A 17,361-nucleotide genomic window follows, 5' to 3' on the forward strand; every position below is an offset into this window, starting at 1 on the left:
TGCGGAGGTAATGGGGAATTGGCACATAGTAAATTATATAGAAATTTTATAATTTTACAGGAAGATGAAAGAAGTAAAAACCCTTCAGATAAAGCACTATCAGGATATGCAAAGATTGAGTCAAAAGGTGATAAGTGTAAAATAACATTTTATACTCAAAATTTAAAAAAAGAAGATGATTATACTATAGTACTTATTTGTTATAAAAAAGATATAAAACAAATAATTGATATTGGTAAGCTTAAGGTAAGTGATTCAGGAAAAGGAGAGGCTTGTATAGAATACAGTTCAGATAATATAGCAGGTCTAAATATGAATTACGATAAAATATCAGGTGCTGGTATATGTAAAAAGAAATTAGGTGAATTGGATTTTACTATGTATGGCTTTATGAGTGGAGAGAAGTTAGATGATAACTGGAAGAAGTGTAAAGTAGTAAAATGTGATTATGAAAATATTAAGTCTAAACCAAAAGAATATCCAAAAAGAAATACTGTTCAAGAAGCGAATGAAGAGACTACTAATATAAATAATGTTGAAGATAATATTCAAGATGTTAAAGCAAATTCAGAAGTAGGTGATATTAAAGCTGAACATAAAAACAATGCTGATGAAGAGATAAGAAATAAGTTTGAAGACTATGAAAGAACCATTGAAGTAGAAAATATAGATCCTTATGATTTTAAATTAAGAGGGGGAATCGGAGATTTCTTTGAAAATTTAGTTAAGGGTTTTGAAGAAGTTAAAGACGGATTTAAAGAATTAACTTTCACTAAATGGTTTAAAATACCTGTAAATGATATAGATGATATGTGTGATTCAAAAGATTATAATAAATATTCAATTCTGTATTATCCAATGCTTAATTATTATCCATATATAAAGAAATATGGTTACTTTATGATTGGATATAAATGTGATAAAAAGGGAAACTTAAAGTACTTAGTATATGCTGTACCAGGAAAGAAAGATAAAGATGAACAACCTTATGGTGGAAAGTCAGGCTTTATAACTTGGTGCAAGAAAAAGAGTAGTGATGAATATGGTTTCTGGTTAATGTTTTATGATTATAAAAATTCAACTATTGTTGTTCCATCTAAGTAAGAAATTTGTAATAGACAATAGTTTGCAAGTCATATAGTAAAGTATTATAATTTAGATATAATTAGGGGAAGCATATGCTTCTCCTAATTATTTATACAGGGTGTTTAGGAGGGTTTATGAGACAAGTACTTTTTGAAATTTTTAATTTTAAAGTTTATAGCTATGGATTTATGATTGCTATAGGTGTAATATTAGCGGCAACTTTCTTTATAAGAAAAGCTAAAAGGTATGGGTATGATGAAGATAAGTTATTAAATTTAATAATCGTAACAGTTATATCTGGAATATTAGGAGGAAAGTTATTATTTATAATAACTGAATTTAGAGACATAATAAATAATCCGTCAATTTTACTTAATTTTGGTAACGGATTTGTAATTTATGGAGCTATAATTTTTGGAGCACTTGGGCTATATTTATATTGTAAGAAAAATAAATTCGATTCTGTACAATTATTAGATTTTGTTGTGCCTTTTGTTGCTTTAGCACAAGGTTTTGGTAGAATAGGATGTTTTTTAGCTGGATGTTGTTATGGAAGAGAAACATGTCTTCCAATTGGTGTGGTGTTTCCACAAGGTTCTTTAGCTCCAAGTGGAATTCCTTTAATACCAACACAAATATTTAGTTCTATATTTGATTTTATGCTAGCTGGATTTTTAATATGGTATAGCAGAAAAGAAAGAGCTAAGGGAAGAATACTTGCTATGTATATTATAATTTACAGCATTGGAAGATTCTTAATAGAATTTTTTAGAAATGATCCAAGAGGAAGTATACTTATGTTTTCAACTTCACAATTTATAGCTATATTTACTCTTATATTAGGGATTGTAATTTATAACTTAGATAAATTAAAAAAGGAGAGAAAATAGGTGAAGATACGAAGAGTAGCAAAATTAGTGATGCTTTGCATTATGGTTGCCATAGGAACAACTATGGTTGGATGTGCACCAGTAAATGATGTGTTAGTTAAGCTTGGATTCAGAAACAATGATTTTAACTATATGAAGACTAATAAAGTTGATGAAATAGTTATAGAAAATAATCGTGATACTGGCTTTAGATTTGAAGTTACAGATCCAAAAGCTATAGAAGAAATATACAAGACATTATCAGCAGGTAATCCAGAACCAGAAAAAAGCTCATTAGATCCAGATTACATATTTGAGATTCATACAGGAGATCAAGTAAAGAAATATTATTATGTAGTAGGTGTTAATGAAAGTGGAAAGGGAAATTTCTACGATTCAACTAATGCATATAAAGTTCCAAAAGATTTAGACCAAACAATAATAAATAACTTATCATTTATAAGAAGACCTAGAGATTTTAATTCTATATATTATGGTACAATAATGAAGGTAATGGAAATGAATAAAGGTACTTTAGGTGATGGTAAGCATAAAGTTGGAATAAATATAAATGGTGATTTAGATTGTGTAAAATATATATTCTCAGTAGATTTACAAAATTTCCAAAAAGATTTACAAAAAATAATACCTGGAGCTGAAATTATAAATAATAGCAATCAAAATGACTTTAATGTAGTTGTAACTGTTCAAAATATGGGGTATAGTACAGACGTATTTAGAACATTAATAACTGTTGATAATAAAGTTGATAAAACTTATCAAAAATACTATGTTGTTGGACACTATGAATTTAAGAAATGGGAAATTACTGTTGGAGAAGATGGTAAAAAACCTGATAATTGGAGTCAAACATCTAAATAAAGGAGGAGTTTTATATGAGTAATTCTCAAAAAGCTACAATGAATCCATTTGGCAAAAAACCTAAATATGGAAAAATAAAAAATGTTATAGGAATAATAAGCGGTAAAGGTGGAGTTGGTAAATCAACTGTAACTGGAATAACAGCTACTATGCTTAGAAAAAAAGGTTATAAGGTTGGAGTACTTGATGCAGATATAACAGGTCCATCAATGCCAAGATTTTTTGGTATAAATAATGAAAGAGCGCAAATAATATCATTAGATGAACAAAACATAAAGTTCATCCCAGCAACAACTAAGAGTGGAATAAAGGTTATGTCAATGAACCTTTTAACTGAAGTTGAAGATGACCCTGTTATATGGAGAGGTCCTGTTATAACTGGAGTTTTAAATCAAATGTACTTTGATACAGAGTGGGAAGAATTAGATTACCTTCTAATTGATATGCCACCTGGAACAGGAGATATAGCTCTTACAGTTATGAATGACTTTAATGTTAAAGAACTAATAATAGTTTCAACTCCACAAGATATGGTATCAATGATAGTTAAGAAGGTTGTAAAGATGGCTGAGAAAGTAGGTACACCAGTTAAGGGAGTAATCGAAAATATGGCTTATATAACTTGTGATAGCTGTGACAAAAAACTAAGAGTATTTAGTAAGAAGTCAGCAGAAGAGCATGCAGAATACCTTGGATTACCACTTTTAGGGGAACTTCCAATAAACTTAGAGCTTACAGAAGCTTTAGAAGAAGGAAGAGCTGAGGAGTATGTATTAGATAATGCTCTATATTCATTAATATTTGAAGGCTTATATTAATACATACTCTCTATAATGAGAGGAGTAATTTAATATGAACGCAAATGTTGATAAGGATACTTGTATTGGATGTGGATTATGTCCATCAATATGTCCAGAAGTATTTGAAATGGATGATGATGGAAAGGCTCAAGCTATTTCACCTGATGTTCCAGAGGAGCATGAAGAAAGCGCTAAAGAAGCAGCCGAAAATTGTCCTGTTAATGCAATCAGCGTAGAATAATAAAAATAGCAAGCTTATTTTGTGTAAGCTTGCTATTTTTATTAAAAGAAATCATGCATTAAAGGATTTACTATATATTTAGAGAAATTATGATTGCTTGGTGAGGATATATTATCAACAGATACAGATACATGATCACCAATAGAGGCTCCAGCTATTTCACATAAAGGACGTGAAATAAGTGAACCATTTTCTAATTCTATAAAAGCTTCTAAATTATTTATATCTAATATTTGACCTCGCATAACACATACCTCCTTTTTATTGTTAGTGTTAGCGATTTTATAGATATATATACAAAAAGGATACTAAATTAATAGTATCCTTAGTAAATGTCATTATATATTATTTTAAATACATCCAATGCTTCTTCAATTTTAGGTTTAAGTAGAGATTTCTTTTTTAAGTACTCTCTCTTACCATTACTCGTTAAAGAATATATTTTTCTGAATTTCTTTTTAGGATCATCCCATTCCCAAACAACAAGACCGTCCTTCTCTAATGCTTTTAGGAGTGGATATATTCCGCCGGTGCTTGGTACCCATTTTCCTCGTGTACGATCTCCAATTGTATGTGATATATAGCTACCTGTAGCTGGTGAAGAGTTAAGTATGTGAAGAACATAAATAGGCAATAAACCTTTTGTGAAAACTTGACCTACAGCATCTTTTTCTTTTTTTACTTTTTTAAGTTCTGCCATCTTTCTTTTATATTCTTCGTATAGTTTCTTTTCCTCAGCTCTTATATCCTTTGAATCAGAAAAATTAAAATTATCCATGTTTATACCTCTTGAACGACAACTCCTAGTAAACCAGGGCCAGTATGCACACCAAGAGCAGGACCTATTGTAGCTGGTGCTATTGATTCTATATTATCAAGTTTTGATATAGCCTCATATAAAGTATTGAATTCTTCATCAGATGTACCACCACGTAGAACCCAAATTTTACATTTACCTTTTTCAAGATATTCTTTCGCTATTTTTACTAATCTATTCATTGATTGTTTTCTACCACGAACTTTAGCAAATGTGTAATAAATACCTTCGTCATCAACTGATATTATAGGTTTTAAGTTTAAAATTTCTCCTATAGTACCTGCAACTTTACCTATTCTACCACCTTTTTTTAAGTATTCTAGTGTATTTATAGTAAAGAAACCATGAGTTTTTTTACGAAGCTTTGGAAGTTCTTCTATTATTTCTTCAAATGTTTTACCTTCTTTAACTAATTCAGCAGCATTTAATACTAATGCTCCTTCAGCCATACTAAGTATTTTAGTGTCATAAACATAAGAAATTAATTTAGGATGATCTTCAAGAGCTAGTCTTATTGCATTTCCTGTTCCTGAAAGTCCACTTGAAATTGTAACAGCAATTACGTGAGTATATCCTTCTTCTTCTAAATTATTAAGAATATTTTCTATTCTAGATGGACTTGGAAGAGAAGTTGAAGGTATTTCTTTACTTAATGAAGCGTAAACTTCTTCTGGATTTATATCTATTTTATCTTCAAATTCGCCAGTTGAATATATTATTCTAAATGGTGCAAATTCTATGTTATTTTCCTTTAATTGTTCTTTAGTTAAATCTGATCCACTATCAGTTAAAATTGCGATTTTTTGCATATAAATTCCTCCTACTAAAAATGATTAAAAGTAAGTAAACTTTATCACTACTGATAATATAAACTATATCATTACTGATATAGTTTAGCAATATAAAAGAAATTATTTTAAGAATAATTTCTTTTATAAAATAGTCAATATGAAACAGAAGAATCTGAATCTATTATATTCCATATTGTATTCCCAGGAGATAGACTAATTTCATTACCTTCTGTATCAAAAAGTATAGTTGAACTTGTTTCTGAATCTTTTGACCATAATATTTCAGAAACTTTACCATTAGAGAATAGGTAACCTTCACCATCACTGATTAAATCTATATCTAAGTGAGAGTTATCTGTTTGAAGTGTTATATCAGTTTTCTGAACTATTATATTAGTAAAGGTTAGTGGCTTATTAGTTATAGAATCAATTGCAATTTTTCCATCCATATATTTAGTATAAGTTCCATTTTCAAAAACATACTTAGTTTCATAAATATTATTTGGTTTAATAGTTATATTAGAACTTGTTTTAAGGTTATCTTTTTCAAAATAAGTGGAATCAAATTTTAAGTATGATTTTATAGATAAATCATATTGTTTATCTTTTATTGCATTTAATATTTTTTCGCTTGTAGTATAAAGGTTGTGAGGAGCTTTTCTAGATGCATCTCTAAAATAGTATTTTCCGTTTTTCATTTCATTTAGACTCATTAATGACTCATCACTTTCAACTTTTGCTAAAGCTTCTTTAGAGCCACCACAATGAGCTATAGGCAATGAATATTCTTTTGATAATGTCAAAAAATAAGGTCGTATACTTCTTATAGGACCTATTTTTTCAGAAGTTTTACTATGATATAAAGCTATAAATCTAGGAATTCCACCTTCTGCTGAAGTTTCATAAACAATGTCTGCAAATGAAAGACCACTTTGAGGTCTTGAAGCTTTAGAGTTTTCAACAACAGCCATATATGGAGTTTTGCTATTTGGATCTTCAGATGATTCTATACCTGTAAATGGATAATAAAATTTTTGAGATTGTTCTATGTTATTTGAAGATGTATTTGTTGATTCATCTGAAATTTCATTTTCGCTACTTGATGAATTTTCTTGATTTTCAATTTTACAAGATATTAAAGAAGTTAATGTAAAAATTGTAAATAATGAAATTAATAAAAATTTTCTCATATTTCTCTCCTTTTTTTATTTAATGATACTTAATATATATAATGTTTTATAGAAAATGATTACTTTAATTTAAAAAAAATTTTGTCAATAAAAAATAAAAAAATAAAATAAAAAAGAGAGATAATTAGACTTAAAATAAGCAAAGAATAAGCAAAGATAAAATATCAAATAAATTTAAAATAAAAGCTAATTGCACTAAAATATCTTTTGAAGTATAATAAGACAGTACAAAAATCGGTACTATATATTGTGTTATGGGGGTCGTTTAGATGCTATATGTTGTAAAAAGGGACGGTAGAGAAGTTGAATTCAACGCAGATAAAATAGCTAACGCTATAAAGAAAGCAGCGGAAGATATAGGTGTGAACCTAAAAACGAGTAAGACGTTAGATATCGTTCAAAAAGTTATTGGTTATATAGAAGTATCCGGAAAAAGCAGAATATCTGTAGAACAAGTTCAAAATCTTGTTGAAAAAGCTTTAAAGGATTCTAACCTAGATAATGTTGTTATCGCATATCAAAATTACAGAAGAGAAAGAACTAAGGTTAGAGAAATAAAATCAGACCTTATGAGAGCGATAAGTAAAATAGGTGTTGAAACAGACAGGGATAATGCTAATGTGGGAAATAATTTTAGTTCAAAGTTATTAAGAATAGCATCAGAATCAAATAAATGGCATAACTTAGCAACAATGCCAAAATATTTATCAAAAGCTCATGAAATTGGAGATTTATATTATCATGATTTAGATAGTTATAATTTAACTACTAACTGCCTGCACATTCCAACTAGAGAAATATTAGAAAATGGATTTAATACAGGGTACGGAACTATAAATGCACCAAGAAGAATAGAAACAGCAGCAGAATTATCATGTATATTATTACAATCAACTCAAAATGATATGTTTGGTGGCCAATCACATCCTGATTTTGATAATGATATGTCTATATTTGTTAAACCAACTAGAGATGAGATAGTGGCTGAGTTTGAAGAGCTTGGTCTTCCAAAGGAAAAAATAGAGGAACTAGCAGAGAAAAAATTAAAAGATAGAATACATCAAGCAATGCAAGGTGTAGTTTATAACTTAAATACAATGCATTCAAGAGCTGGTTCACAGGTTCCATTTAGTTCAATAAATATAGGAATACCAGAATCAAGAGATGCGGCGTTAGTTTGTGAAATATTCTTATTAGAATATGAAAAAGGATTAGGAAAAGGTGAGCAACCAATATTCCCTAATATAATTTTTAGAGTTAAAGAAGGAGTAAATAGAGAGCCAAATGATCCATACTTCTATTTATATGAATTAGCTTGTAGAGTAGCAGCTAAGAGAATGAATCCTACATTTATGAATATAGATGCAGACTTTAATAAGAAGTATTATGACATGGGAATTACTCCAGCTACTATGGGATGTAGAACATACCTTATGAGTAATGTAAATGGTGAGCCAGGAGTTAAAGGTAGAGGTAATATAGCTCCTACAACTATAAACTTACCTAGAATAGGAATACAAGCACAAGGAAATATAGATAAATTCTTCAAAATATTTGATGAAAGATTAAATTTAGCAAAAGAATCATTACTTCATAGATATGATGTTTTAAAGCATTTAAAAGTTAAAGATTTACCTTTTGTAGCAGGTCAAAATCTAATGAAAGGATCAGAAGGTTTATTACCAGATGATTCAATTGAGCCAATATTAAAGCAAGGAACTTGGGGAATTGGATTTATAGGACTTGCAGAAACTTTAACTGCATTAGTAGGAAAGCATCATGGTGAAGATGAAAATGCTAGAGAACTTGGTATTAAAATTGTTGAGCACTTAAGAGCATTCTGTGATAGAACATCAGAGGAAACAAAACTTAACTGGAGTGCTTATGCAACACCAGCTGAAGGATTATCAGGGAAGTTTATTAAGCAAGACCAAAAAGCATTTGGAATTATTGAAGGTGTAACAGATAAAGAATATTACACAAATAGTTTCCATGTACCAGTTGGATATGCAACTTCATTAAAGAATAAGATTGATATAGAAGCACCTTATCATAAACTATGTAATGGTGGACATATAAGTTACTTAGAAGTTGATGATTGTCCATCAGGTGAAGCTATAATGTCTATATTAGATTATGCTTACAAGAAAACTAATATAAGTTATTTAGGAATTAACTTCCATATAAGATATTGTAAAGATTGTGGAACATACTTACACAATCATGAACAAAATTGTACTAATTGTGGAAGTACAGATATACAAGGGGTTTCAAGAGTAACAGGATACTTAAGTTTAGATGAAAGATTTGGACCAGGGAAGTATCATGAAAGACAAGATAGAGTTACTCATACAGGAACAGGAGTTAATCATTATCAAGAGTGCTAATTAAAAATTAATTGAGGCTACTGCAATAATAATTGTAGTAGCCTTTTTAGTAAATAATATACAAGAAAGTATTATAAAGATATTAATAAAATTAATTAAGTAATAAATATTTTTGATTATATTGATAGTAGTTATCAAGATGTTATAATTAATAAATAAGAGGAGTGAACTTATGAGCAAAAATATAAGGCTTGCAGGAATAGCTTATGAAAGTTTAGTAAATGGACCTGGAATAAGAAGAGTATTTTTTTCACAAGGTTGCAGACATAATTGTAAAGGATGTTTTAATCCAGATACTCATGATTTTAATGGTGGGGAAGAAAGAAACATGGATGAACTTATAGAAGATGTTTTGGAAAACCCTATGATTAAAGGTGTAACTTTTAGTGGAGGAGATCCTTTAGAACAAGCTGACAAATTTGCATATATGGCAAAAAAGTTTAAAGAAAATGGATTAAATGTTTGGTCTTTTACTGGATATACTTTTGAATACATAGTAGAAAATATGAAAAATAATACTAAATTTAAAGATTTTATAAGTAATATAGATGTTTTAGTAGATGGAAGATTTGATGAAACTAAAAGAGAAGATGGTATTAGATTTAGAGGATCAAGCAATCAAAGAATAATAGATGTTCCTAAAAGTTTGGCTCAAGGTAAGGTCATTTTATTAGAAGAATATATGAAATAATAAAAATGAGGAGGGGTCTTATATGAACGTAACTGTAAGTAACGTTAAAGAGAATTTTGATGGAAGAATAATTCCTTTATTTGAGGAGAAGTTAGATATTAAGGATAGTAAACTAAAAGAACTTGTATCTAAACTAAATAGTAAAGGTAAATTTAAAGGAAAAAGTGGAGAAGTTTATACACTAACAAATGAAAATGGTGAAAATTTAGAAGATATAGTTTTAATTGGTCTTGGAGATGAAGAAGAAGTAAGTTTAGAAGGTATTAAAGAAAATATATCAAAAGCTTATAATAAAATTAAAGAATTTAAAAATGAGTTCATAGCTGTTAATATGATTAATACAAATAAGCTTGATACTTTAGAAATGGCAAAAGCTCTTACTATTTCTTTAGTACTTTCAGACTATGAATTTAATAAATATAAAAAGGATAAAGAAAATAGAAATATTTCAGTATCAATTATTGATGTTGAAGAAGCATTAGTGAATGAGGCTAACGAATTTGTTGAAGAAGGAATGGATATAGCAGAAGGTGTTAAGATAGCAAGGGCATTAGTAAATGAGCCAGCAAATGAAATGTATCCAGAAATATTAGGTGATGAAGCTATTATATTAGGAAATAAATTTGGTTTTGAAGTTGAAGTTTTTGATAGAGAAAAGATCGAAGAGTTTGGAATGGAAGCATTTATGTCAGTTGCAAAAGGTTCAGCTAGAGAGCCAAAGCTTATTGTTATGAGATATTTTGGAGATAAACATAACAAAAAAGATGTTTTAGGTCTTGTTGGTAAGGGATTAACTTTTGATACTGGTGGATATTCATTAAAACCAACTGGAAGTATGGATACAATGAAATCAGATATGGGTGGAGCAGCTGCTGTAATAGGTGCTATGTCAGTTATTGCAAAAAGAAATCTTAGAATGAACGTTATAGGAGTAGTTGCAGCTTGTGAAAATATGATATCAGGATGTGCATATAGACCTGGAGATATTATAGGAAGTATGTCAGGAAAGACTATAGAAGTTTTAAATACAGATGCAGAAGGTAGATTAACATTAGCTGATGCAGTTACTTATATAACTGAAAAAGAAAAGGTTAATGAAGTTATAGAAATGGCAACTCTTACTGGTGCTGCACTTGTTGCATTAGGAGAAACTACAACAGCTGCTATAACTAATGATGATGATTTGTTTAAAGAATACAAAGCAGTAACTGAATATACTGGAGAAAAGGTATGGGAATTACCAACATTTGATGAATATAAAAAACTTATAAAATCAGATGTTGCTGATTTAAAGAATATTGGTGGCAGAAATGCTGGAACAATAACAGCTGGATTATTTGTTGAGGAATTTGTTGAAGATGGAATTCCATTTTTACATTTAGACATAGCAGGAACAGCATGGACAGATTCACCAAAACCTTATAAATCAAAAGGTGGTACAGGAGTTCCTGTAAATTCAATATATGAACTTGCAAAGGGAAGAGAAAATAATTAAAAATTATAATTATTTATAAAATATTAAAGCCAGCATAACTTTGGTTGTGCTGGTTTATTTATATTAAATGGAGGGGGATAATAATATTATGATTAGTAAAGAACTAGCGCAAAATATATCCAATAAAATGATGGATGTAATACCATATAACGTAAATATAATGAATGATAAAGGGATTATAATTGGGAGTGGAGATAAGAGTAGAATAGGAAATATTCATGAAGGAGCACTGGAGACTTTAAAAAAGAAATATGTAATAGAAATAGATAAAGAAAAGGGAAAAGTTAAGCCGGGAGTTAATACTCCAATATTTTTTAGAGGAAATGTGATTGGAGTAATTGGAATAACTGGCAATCCTGCTGAGGTTAGACAATTTTCAAAACTTGTATCTGTTACAGCTGAACTTCTTATAAATCAAGAGTATACTCTAAATGAATATTTAATAAAGAAAAAATTAGAAGAAGAATATATTTATGAACTTTTATATTCAAATAAAGAATATGATAATGATTTTATTCAAAGAGGTAAAATGTTAGGTATAGACATTACTAAAAGAAGAATAGTAATAATATTAAGTTATGATAAAAAATTTGAAAATAAAGTAATATCAATTTTAAATAATTTTTTGGATATGGAAGAGAAATTTATAAGTACATCTAATAATAGGATTGCAGTTATAATGCTTGATGATAAAAAGTTTAATGATAAATTAATAAGGTTGAAAAACGCTCTAAAGAACTATTTTGTTAGAATAGGGATTGGAACTAATCATAAAATAATTCAACAATCCTTTTTAGAAGGAATAGAAGCATTAAATATAGGTGAAAAATTATATGAAAAAGAAGTATTGAGTTTTTATAAAAAGATTAAACTTTTTTATTATATGGAAGAGTTTTTCTTTCAGGAAGAAAATAAGGAAATTATAAATAAAATTACTAATGAAGATAAAGAACTTTTTGAAACTTTTATTACGTACTTTGATATGAATGGCGAGAGAAACAAAACAGCAGAAAAATTACATATTCATAGAAATACATTAAGCTATAGATTGAAGAAAATAGAAGAGCTGACTTCTTTGAAATTTGAAGAGTATACAGATTTATTTCAGTATTTATCAAGCTATATAGGATATAAACTTGAATTATAAAATTGTGCATATGAATAAAAATAAACTATTAAATTTAGTTATATAAATGATGAAAATGTTTACTGATAAGTATTACAATTAATTTAATAAGAAATATGAGGGGAGAAATAAATGTGAATATTACAGTTACAGCATTAGGAGCTATAGTTGCATTAGTTGTTGCTATAGTATTGATAATAAAAAAAGTACACCCAGCTTATGGATTAATTGTAGGCGCTATCGTTGGAGGAGTGATTGGAGGAGCAGGAATTACAGGTACTGTATCACTTATGATGGAAGGTGCTAAGGGAATGATTCCGGCAATTCTTAGAATAATAACAGCAGGAGTTCTTGCAGGTGTTTTAATTGAGTCAGGAGCTGCAGCTAAGATAGCGGAAACTATAGTTGAAAAGATAGGTGAGTCAAGAGCACTTATTGCATTAACTATTGCAACAACAATACTTACAATGGTTGGAGTATTTGTTGATGTATCAGTAATAACTGTGGCACCTATAGCACTTGCTATAGCACAAAGATCAAATTTAAGTAAAACTGCTATATTAATAGCTATGGTTGGAGGCGGAAAGGCTGGAAACATAATGTCTCCAAATCCAAATACTATTTCAGCAGCAGATAATCTTGGTGTACCATTAACATCTGTTATGATTGCAGGTATAGTTCCAGCTATATTTGGAATTATAGTCACTTGCATAATAGCAAAAAGATTAAAGAAAAAAGGAAGTTTTGTATCAGAGGAAGAAAAAATTAAAGAAGTAGAAAATATGCCAAGCTTTTTTGCTTCAATATTAGGTCCTGTAGTTGCAATATTTTTATTGATGTTAAGACCTATTGCTGGTATAGCTATAGATCCATTAATAGCATTACCTATTGGAGGAATATGTGGAATAATGGCTATGGGTAAAACAAAATATTTAAATAGATATGCAACTTTTGGCTTAGCTAAAATGTCTGGAGTAGCTATTTTATTAATTGGAACAGGAACTTTAGCCGGAATAATATCTAATTCTGGACTTAAAGATTTAATCATAGAAGGCGTTAATATGCTTGGACTTCCAAGTTTTGCGTTAGCTCCTATATCAGGTATTTTAATGTCAGCTGCAACAGCTTCAACTACATCAGGAACAGCAGTTGCAACATCTGTTTTTGGACCAACAATTGTAGGGCTTGGAGTAACACCTTTAGCTACTGCAGCAATGATACATGTTGGCGCGACAGTGCTAGATCATCTTCCACATGGAAGTTTCTTTCATGCGACAGGCGGAAGTGTATCAATGGATATGAAAGAAAGACTTAGACTTATACCATATGAGTCATTAGTAGGTATTTCAATGACTATTGTATCAACTATAATATTTGGATTTATACTATAGAAAGAAGAAGAGGAGGAACCGTAAGATGAAATTTGTATTAGCACCAGATTCATTTAAAGAGAGTATGAGCTCAAAGGAAGCATGCGATGCAATGGAAAGAGGAATAAAAAAAGTAATAAAAGATGCAGAATGTATTAAAGTACCTATGGCAGATGGAGGAGAAGGAACAGTTGAGGCATTAGTTGAAGCAACAAATGGTTCTATTCTAAATATTATTGTAAAAGATCCATTGGGTAATGATACAGAAGCTAAGTTTGGGATGTTAGGTAATTCAAAAACAGCTATTATTGAAATGGCAGAAGCAAGTGGAATTGCACTTGTAGATAGAGAAAAGAGAAATCCAATGATTACTACTACTTATGGAACTGGTGAAATAATAAAACATGCATTAGATTTAGGAGTAGAAAGAATTGTAATTGGAATTGGTGGAAGTGCTACAAATGATGGTGGTATTGGAATGGTTCAAGCCTTAGGTGGAAAATTTTTAGATGTAAATGGGAATGAGCTTCCATTTGGCGGAGGAGAATTAAATAGGCTTGAAAAGATAGATATAAGTGGATTAGATAAAAGATTAAAAGATGTAGAAATAGAAGTTGCTTGTGATGTTACTAATCCTTTATGCGGACCTAATGGAGCTTCTCATGTTTTTGGACCTCAAAAAGGTGCAACAGAAGAAATGGTGTTAAAGCTTAATAGTAATTTGGAACATTATGCAAAAAAGATAAAAGAATATTTGGGTAAGGATGTAAAAGATATATCAGGTGCAGGAGCGGCAGGTGGACTTGGTGCAGCTTTATTAGCATTTTTAGATGGTAAACTTAAACGTGGGATTGAATTAGTAATAAAACATACAGCCTTAGAAGAAAAATTAGAAAATGCAGATTTCTTATTTACAGGTGAAGGTAGCATAGATTCACAAACTATATGTGGAAAGACACCAATGGGAGTGGCAACTGTTGCTAAAAGAAAGGGTATTAAAACTATAGCTTTTGGAGGAAGAATATTAGATGGAGCAGAAAATCTTTATTCTATAGGAGTAACTTCTATATTTGGAATTACACCAGGAGTTATAAGTTTAAATGAGGCTTTAAAAGATGGTAAGAAAAATTTGGAGAGAACTACGGAAAATGTTGTAAGACTTTTATAAAATAAGGAATTTTGTTAAGTTAACTAAGTTTTAAAATTTGTTTAATACTATATAGTTTAAATATATACTTGTTTATACAATTTATTATAATAAAAAAGCCAGCATTTAATTAAAATGCTGGCTTATATCTTTTTAGCCCCTAAATTTTTATTGCTTATTGCGTAAATTATTTTATAATTTATTTTTTATTAGAAATCTGATTGACCAGTTGTTCTTGGGAATGGAATAACGTCTCTGATATTTGACATACCAGTAATGTACATTATTAATCTTTCAAATCCAAGACCAAATCCAGCATGCTTAGTTTCTCCGTACTTTCTAAGCTCTAAGTACCACCAGTAATCTTCTTCAGCTAAGTTAAGTTCAGACATTCTGTTTTTTAATACATCAAGTCTTTCTTCTCTTTGGCTACCTCCAATTATTTCTCCTATTCCAGGAACTAGAAGGTCCATAGCTGCAACTGTTTTATTGTCATCGTTCATTCTCATATAGAATGCTTTAATATCTTTTGGATAATCAGTTACAAATGTAGGTCTCTTGAAATGTTCTTCTGTTAAATATCTTTCATGTTCTGTTTGAAGGTCAATTCCCCATTCAACAGGATAATCGAATTTTTTACCACAGTTTTTAAGTATTTCTACAGCTTCAGTGTAAGTAACTCTAGCAAAATCTGAATTTGCAACGTGGTTTAATCTTTCAACTAATCCTTTATCAATGAATTTATTGAAGAATTCAATTTCTTCAGGACATTCTTTCATTACGTATTTAATTACATAAGTTAACATTTCTTCTGCAAGTTTCATATCATCTTCTAAGTCAGCAAATGATATTTCAGGTTCAACCATCCAGAACTCAGCAGCATGTCTTGCTGTATTTGAATTTTCAGCTCTAAATGTTGGACCAAATGTATAAACATTTCTAAATGCTAAAGCAAATGTTTCTGCATTTAATTGTCCTGAAACTGTAAGATTAGTTTCTTTTCCAAAGAAGTCTTGGCTATAATCAATAGCACCATCTTCTGTTTTTGGAGTTTCATTTAAGTCAAGAGTAGTAACTCTAAACATTTCTCCAGCACCTTCACAGTCGCTTCCAGTAAGGATAGGAGTATTTGTGTAAACAAAGTTTTTTTCTTGGAAGAACTTATGTATTGCATAAGCAGCAACTGATCTTACTCTAAATACAGCTGAGAAAGCGTTACTTCTTGGTCTTAAGTGAGCAATTGTTCTTAAGTATTCAAAAGTATGTCTTTTCTTTTGAAGTGGATAGTCTGAATCTGACATACCTTCAATTACTATTTCTTTAGCTTGAATCTCAAATGGTTGTTTAGCATTTGGAGTTTCAACTAAAGTACCAATTACTTTTAATGATGAGCTTATTGGAAGTTTTGAAACCTCTTTAAAGTTCTCTAATTTGTTATCAAATACTACTTGGATATTGCTAAAGAAAGAACCATCATTAATTTCAATAAATCCAAAAGCATTTGAAGCTCTTAAAGTTCTTATCCAACCTGATATAGTTACATCTTTATTTAAATATTCTGATGTGTTTCTATAAAGTGATTTAACTAAAACATTTTTATCCATTTATATTACCTCCTATAACTTGAAATATTAATTTATAAAATAAAAAAACCTTCCATCCCCAAAAATAATGGGACGAAAGGATACTATCGCGGTACCACCCAAATTGCTATAAAATATAGCCGCCTTGAATATAGGCACATATTTATGCCCTTCTAGAAGTTAACGGTCTAGATTTCCGTCTAAGTCTACTAACAATTTAAATTGCTTTCGGTTAGAAACTCTGAGATGTTCTTCAATCATAGGCTTCGTATAAGGCTCTCACCATCCCTTACTCGCTAGAACTACGTCCTAAGTCTACTCTTCTCTTCATAGTTTTTATAAAAAAAATATATTAAATTGATTTTACAATACTTTTCTAACAAATGCAACAGACTTATCATATATTATTATATATTTATCAATATTAAACGGGGGATATATATGTTACTAGAAAGGATTATAAATAAAAAGAATAGTGATCTTAATGAATTAAAGGATATGCTATTTTATAGAAATGATGAAGATAGAAAACAAATTATAAAAAATATAAAGGTAGTAATAGAAGATTTATCTATACTGTTAGAAGAAGAAAAAAGATTAAGTGACAATAGTATAAAAAGACAAACAGAATTTACTTTAGATGAATTATCAAAATATAATGGAAGTGGTAGTAATTTAGCTTATATAGCTATAGATGGAACAGTGTATGATGTTACTGGAGTTACCGGATTTGATAAAAATAATCACTTTGGAGTTAAGGCAGGAATTGATGCAACAAATAGTTTTAATGAATGCCATAAGGGAAATAAAAATCTATTAAATAATCTTAGAGTTGTTGGAGTTTTAAAACAATAAAAACATACCCCATAATTAACTAAGATTAATT

At 29.5% G+C, this 17,361-nt stretch carries 16 protein-coding genes, 1 pseudogene and 1 other annotated feature; of the genes and pseudogenes, 12 read left to right on the forward strand and 5 right to left on the reverse strand.

The window, feature by feature from the left end:
* Positions 1-18: 18 nt before the first annotated feature.
* The 5 genes and pseudogenes from O212_RS0105600 (at position 19) to O212_RS0105620 (ending at position 3,878) form a co-directional block, all read left to right on the forward strand.
* Positions 19-1,104: a hypothetical protein gene (locus O212_RS0105600; protein ID WP_024614158.1), complete on the forward strand. Its 1,086-nt coding sequence runs from the start codon at positions 19-21 to the stop codon at positions 1,102-1,104.
* 116 nt (positions 1,105-1,220) lie between these two features.
* Complete coding sequence (locus tag O212_RS0105605) at positions 1,221-1,976, forward strand: prolipoprotein diacylglyceryl transferase (protein ID WP_024614159.1); 756 nt, start codon at positions 1,221-1,223, stop codon at positions 1,974-1,976.
* Positions 1,977-2,837, forward strand: coding sequence for a hypothetical protein (locus O212_RS0105610; protein ID WP_024614160.1), 861 nt, complete (start codon positions 1,977-1,979; stop codon positions 2,835-2,837).
* A gap of 65 nt (positions 2,838-2,902) precedes the next feature.
* Positions 2,903-3,655 (forward strand): annotated as a pseudogene (locus O212_RS0105615) (Mrp/NBP35 family ATP-binding protein); the annotation flags it as partial.
* Between the two features lie 34 nt (positions 3,656-3,689).
* Entirely contained in the window at positions 3,690-3,878 is a 189-nt protein-coding gene (locus tag O212_RS0105620) for a ferredoxin (RefSeq protein ID WP_024614162.1), read from the forward strand.
* A gap of 41 nt (positions 3,879-3,919) precedes the next feature.
* On the opposite strand, the gene O212_RS0105625 is transcribed toward O212_RS0105620, so the two are convergent.
* From O212_RS0105625 to O212_RS0105640, 4 genes are all read right to left on the reverse strand, one after another.
* Entirely contained in the window at positions 3,920-4,123 is a 204-nt protein-coding gene (locus O212_RS0105625) for a hypothetical protein (protein WP_024614163.1), read from the reverse strand.
* An 80-nt stretch (positions 4,124-4,203) separates the two neighbouring features.
* On the reverse strand, positions 4,204-4,656 hold the full coding sequence (locus O212_RS0105630; protein WP_024614164.1) for a PadR family transcriptional regulator: 453 nt from the start codon (positions 4,654-4,656) through the stop codon (positions 4,204-4,206).
* Between the two features lie 2 nt (positions 4,657-4,658).
* Positions 4,659-5,504 (reverse strand): DegV family protein, encoded by an 846-nt coding sequence (locus O212_RS0105635; RefSeq protein ID WP_024614165.1) that lies wholly within the window; start codon positions 5,502-5,504, stop codon positions 4,659-4,661.
* A 134-nt stretch (positions 5,505-5,638) separates the two neighbouring features.
* On the reverse strand, positions 5,639-6,676 hold the full coding sequence (locus tag O212_RS0105640; protein WP_024614166.1) for a DUF3048 domain-containing protein: 1,038 nt from the start codon (positions 6,674-6,676) through the stop codon (positions 5,639-5,641).
* A 269-nt stretch (positions 6,677-6,945) separates the two neighbouring features.
* Between O212_RS0105640 and nrdD the strand changes: the two genes are divergently transcribed.
* The 6 genes from nrdD (at position 6,946) to O212_RS0105670 (ending at position 14,913) form a co-directional block, all read left to right on the forward strand.
* Positions 6,946-9,063: an anaerobic ribonucleoside-triphosphate reductase gene (nrdD, locus tag O212_RS0105645; protein WP_024614167.1), complete on the forward strand. Its 2,118-nt coding sequence runs from the start codon at positions 6,946-6,948 to the stop codon at positions 9,061-9,063.
* A gap of 172 nt (positions 9,064-9,235) precedes the next feature.
* The gene (nrdG, locus tag O212_RS0105650; RefSeq protein WP_024614168.1) at positions 9,236-9,754 is read left to right on the forward strand and encodes an anaerobic ribonucleoside-triphosphate reductase activating protein; all 519 of its coding nucleotides are present in this window, start codon (positions 9,236-9,238) and stop codon (positions 9,752-9,754) included.
* Positions 9,755-9,776: 22 nt separating this feature from the next.
* The gene (locus O212_RS0105655; RefSeq protein ID WP_024614169.1) at positions 9,777-11,249 is read left to right on the forward strand and encodes a leucyl aminopeptidase; all 1,473 of its coding nucleotides are present in this window, start codon (positions 9,777-9,779) and stop codon (positions 11,247-11,249) included.
* Between the two features lie 88 nt (positions 11,250-11,337).
* Positions 11,338-12,396, forward strand: coding sequence for a sugar diacid recognition domain-containing protein (locus tag O212_RS0105660; RefSeq protein ID WP_024614170.1), 1,059 nt, complete (start codon positions 11,338-11,340; stop codon positions 12,394-12,396).
* 113 nt (positions 12,397-12,509) lie between these two features.
* A complete protein-coding gene (locus tag O212_RS0105665) occupies positions 12,510-13,766 on the forward strand; it encodes an SLC13 family permease (protein WP_024614171.1) in 1,257 nt (418 codons plus the stop codon).
* Between the two features lie 25 nt (positions 13,767-13,791).
* Positions 13,792-14,913: a glycerate kinase gene (locus tag O212_RS0105670; RefSeq protein ID WP_024614172.1), complete on the forward strand. Its 1,122-nt coding sequence runs from the start codon at positions 13,792-13,794 to the stop codon at positions 14,911-14,913.
* Positions 14,914-15,101: 188 nt separating this feature from the next.
* On the opposite strand, the gene asnS is transcribed toward O212_RS0105670, so the two are convergent.
* On the reverse strand, positions 15,102-16,496 hold the full coding sequence (asnS, locus tag O212_RS0105675; RefSeq protein WP_024614173.1) for an asparagine--tRNA ligase: 1,395 nt from the start codon (positions 16,494-16,496) through the stop codon (positions 15,102-15,104).
* A gap of 65 nt (positions 16,497-16,561) precedes the next feature.
* Positions 16,562-16,815 (reverse strand) — a binding site (T-box leader).
* A gap of 101 nt (positions 16,816-16,916) precedes the next feature.
* Between asnS and O212_RS16180 the strand changes: the two genes are divergently transcribed.
* Positions 16,917-17,330 (forward strand): cytochrome b5 domain-containing protein, encoded by a 414-nt coding sequence (locus O212_RS16180; protein WP_024614174.1) that lies wholly within the window; start codon positions 16,917-16,919, stop codon positions 17,328-17,330.
* Positions 17,331-17,361 lie beyond the last annotated feature (31 nt).

It is taken from the genome of Clostridium sp. Ade.TY (assembly GCF_000498355.1).
Classification (GTDB): Bacteria; Bacillota; Clostridia; order Clostridiales; family Clostridiaceae; genus Clostridium.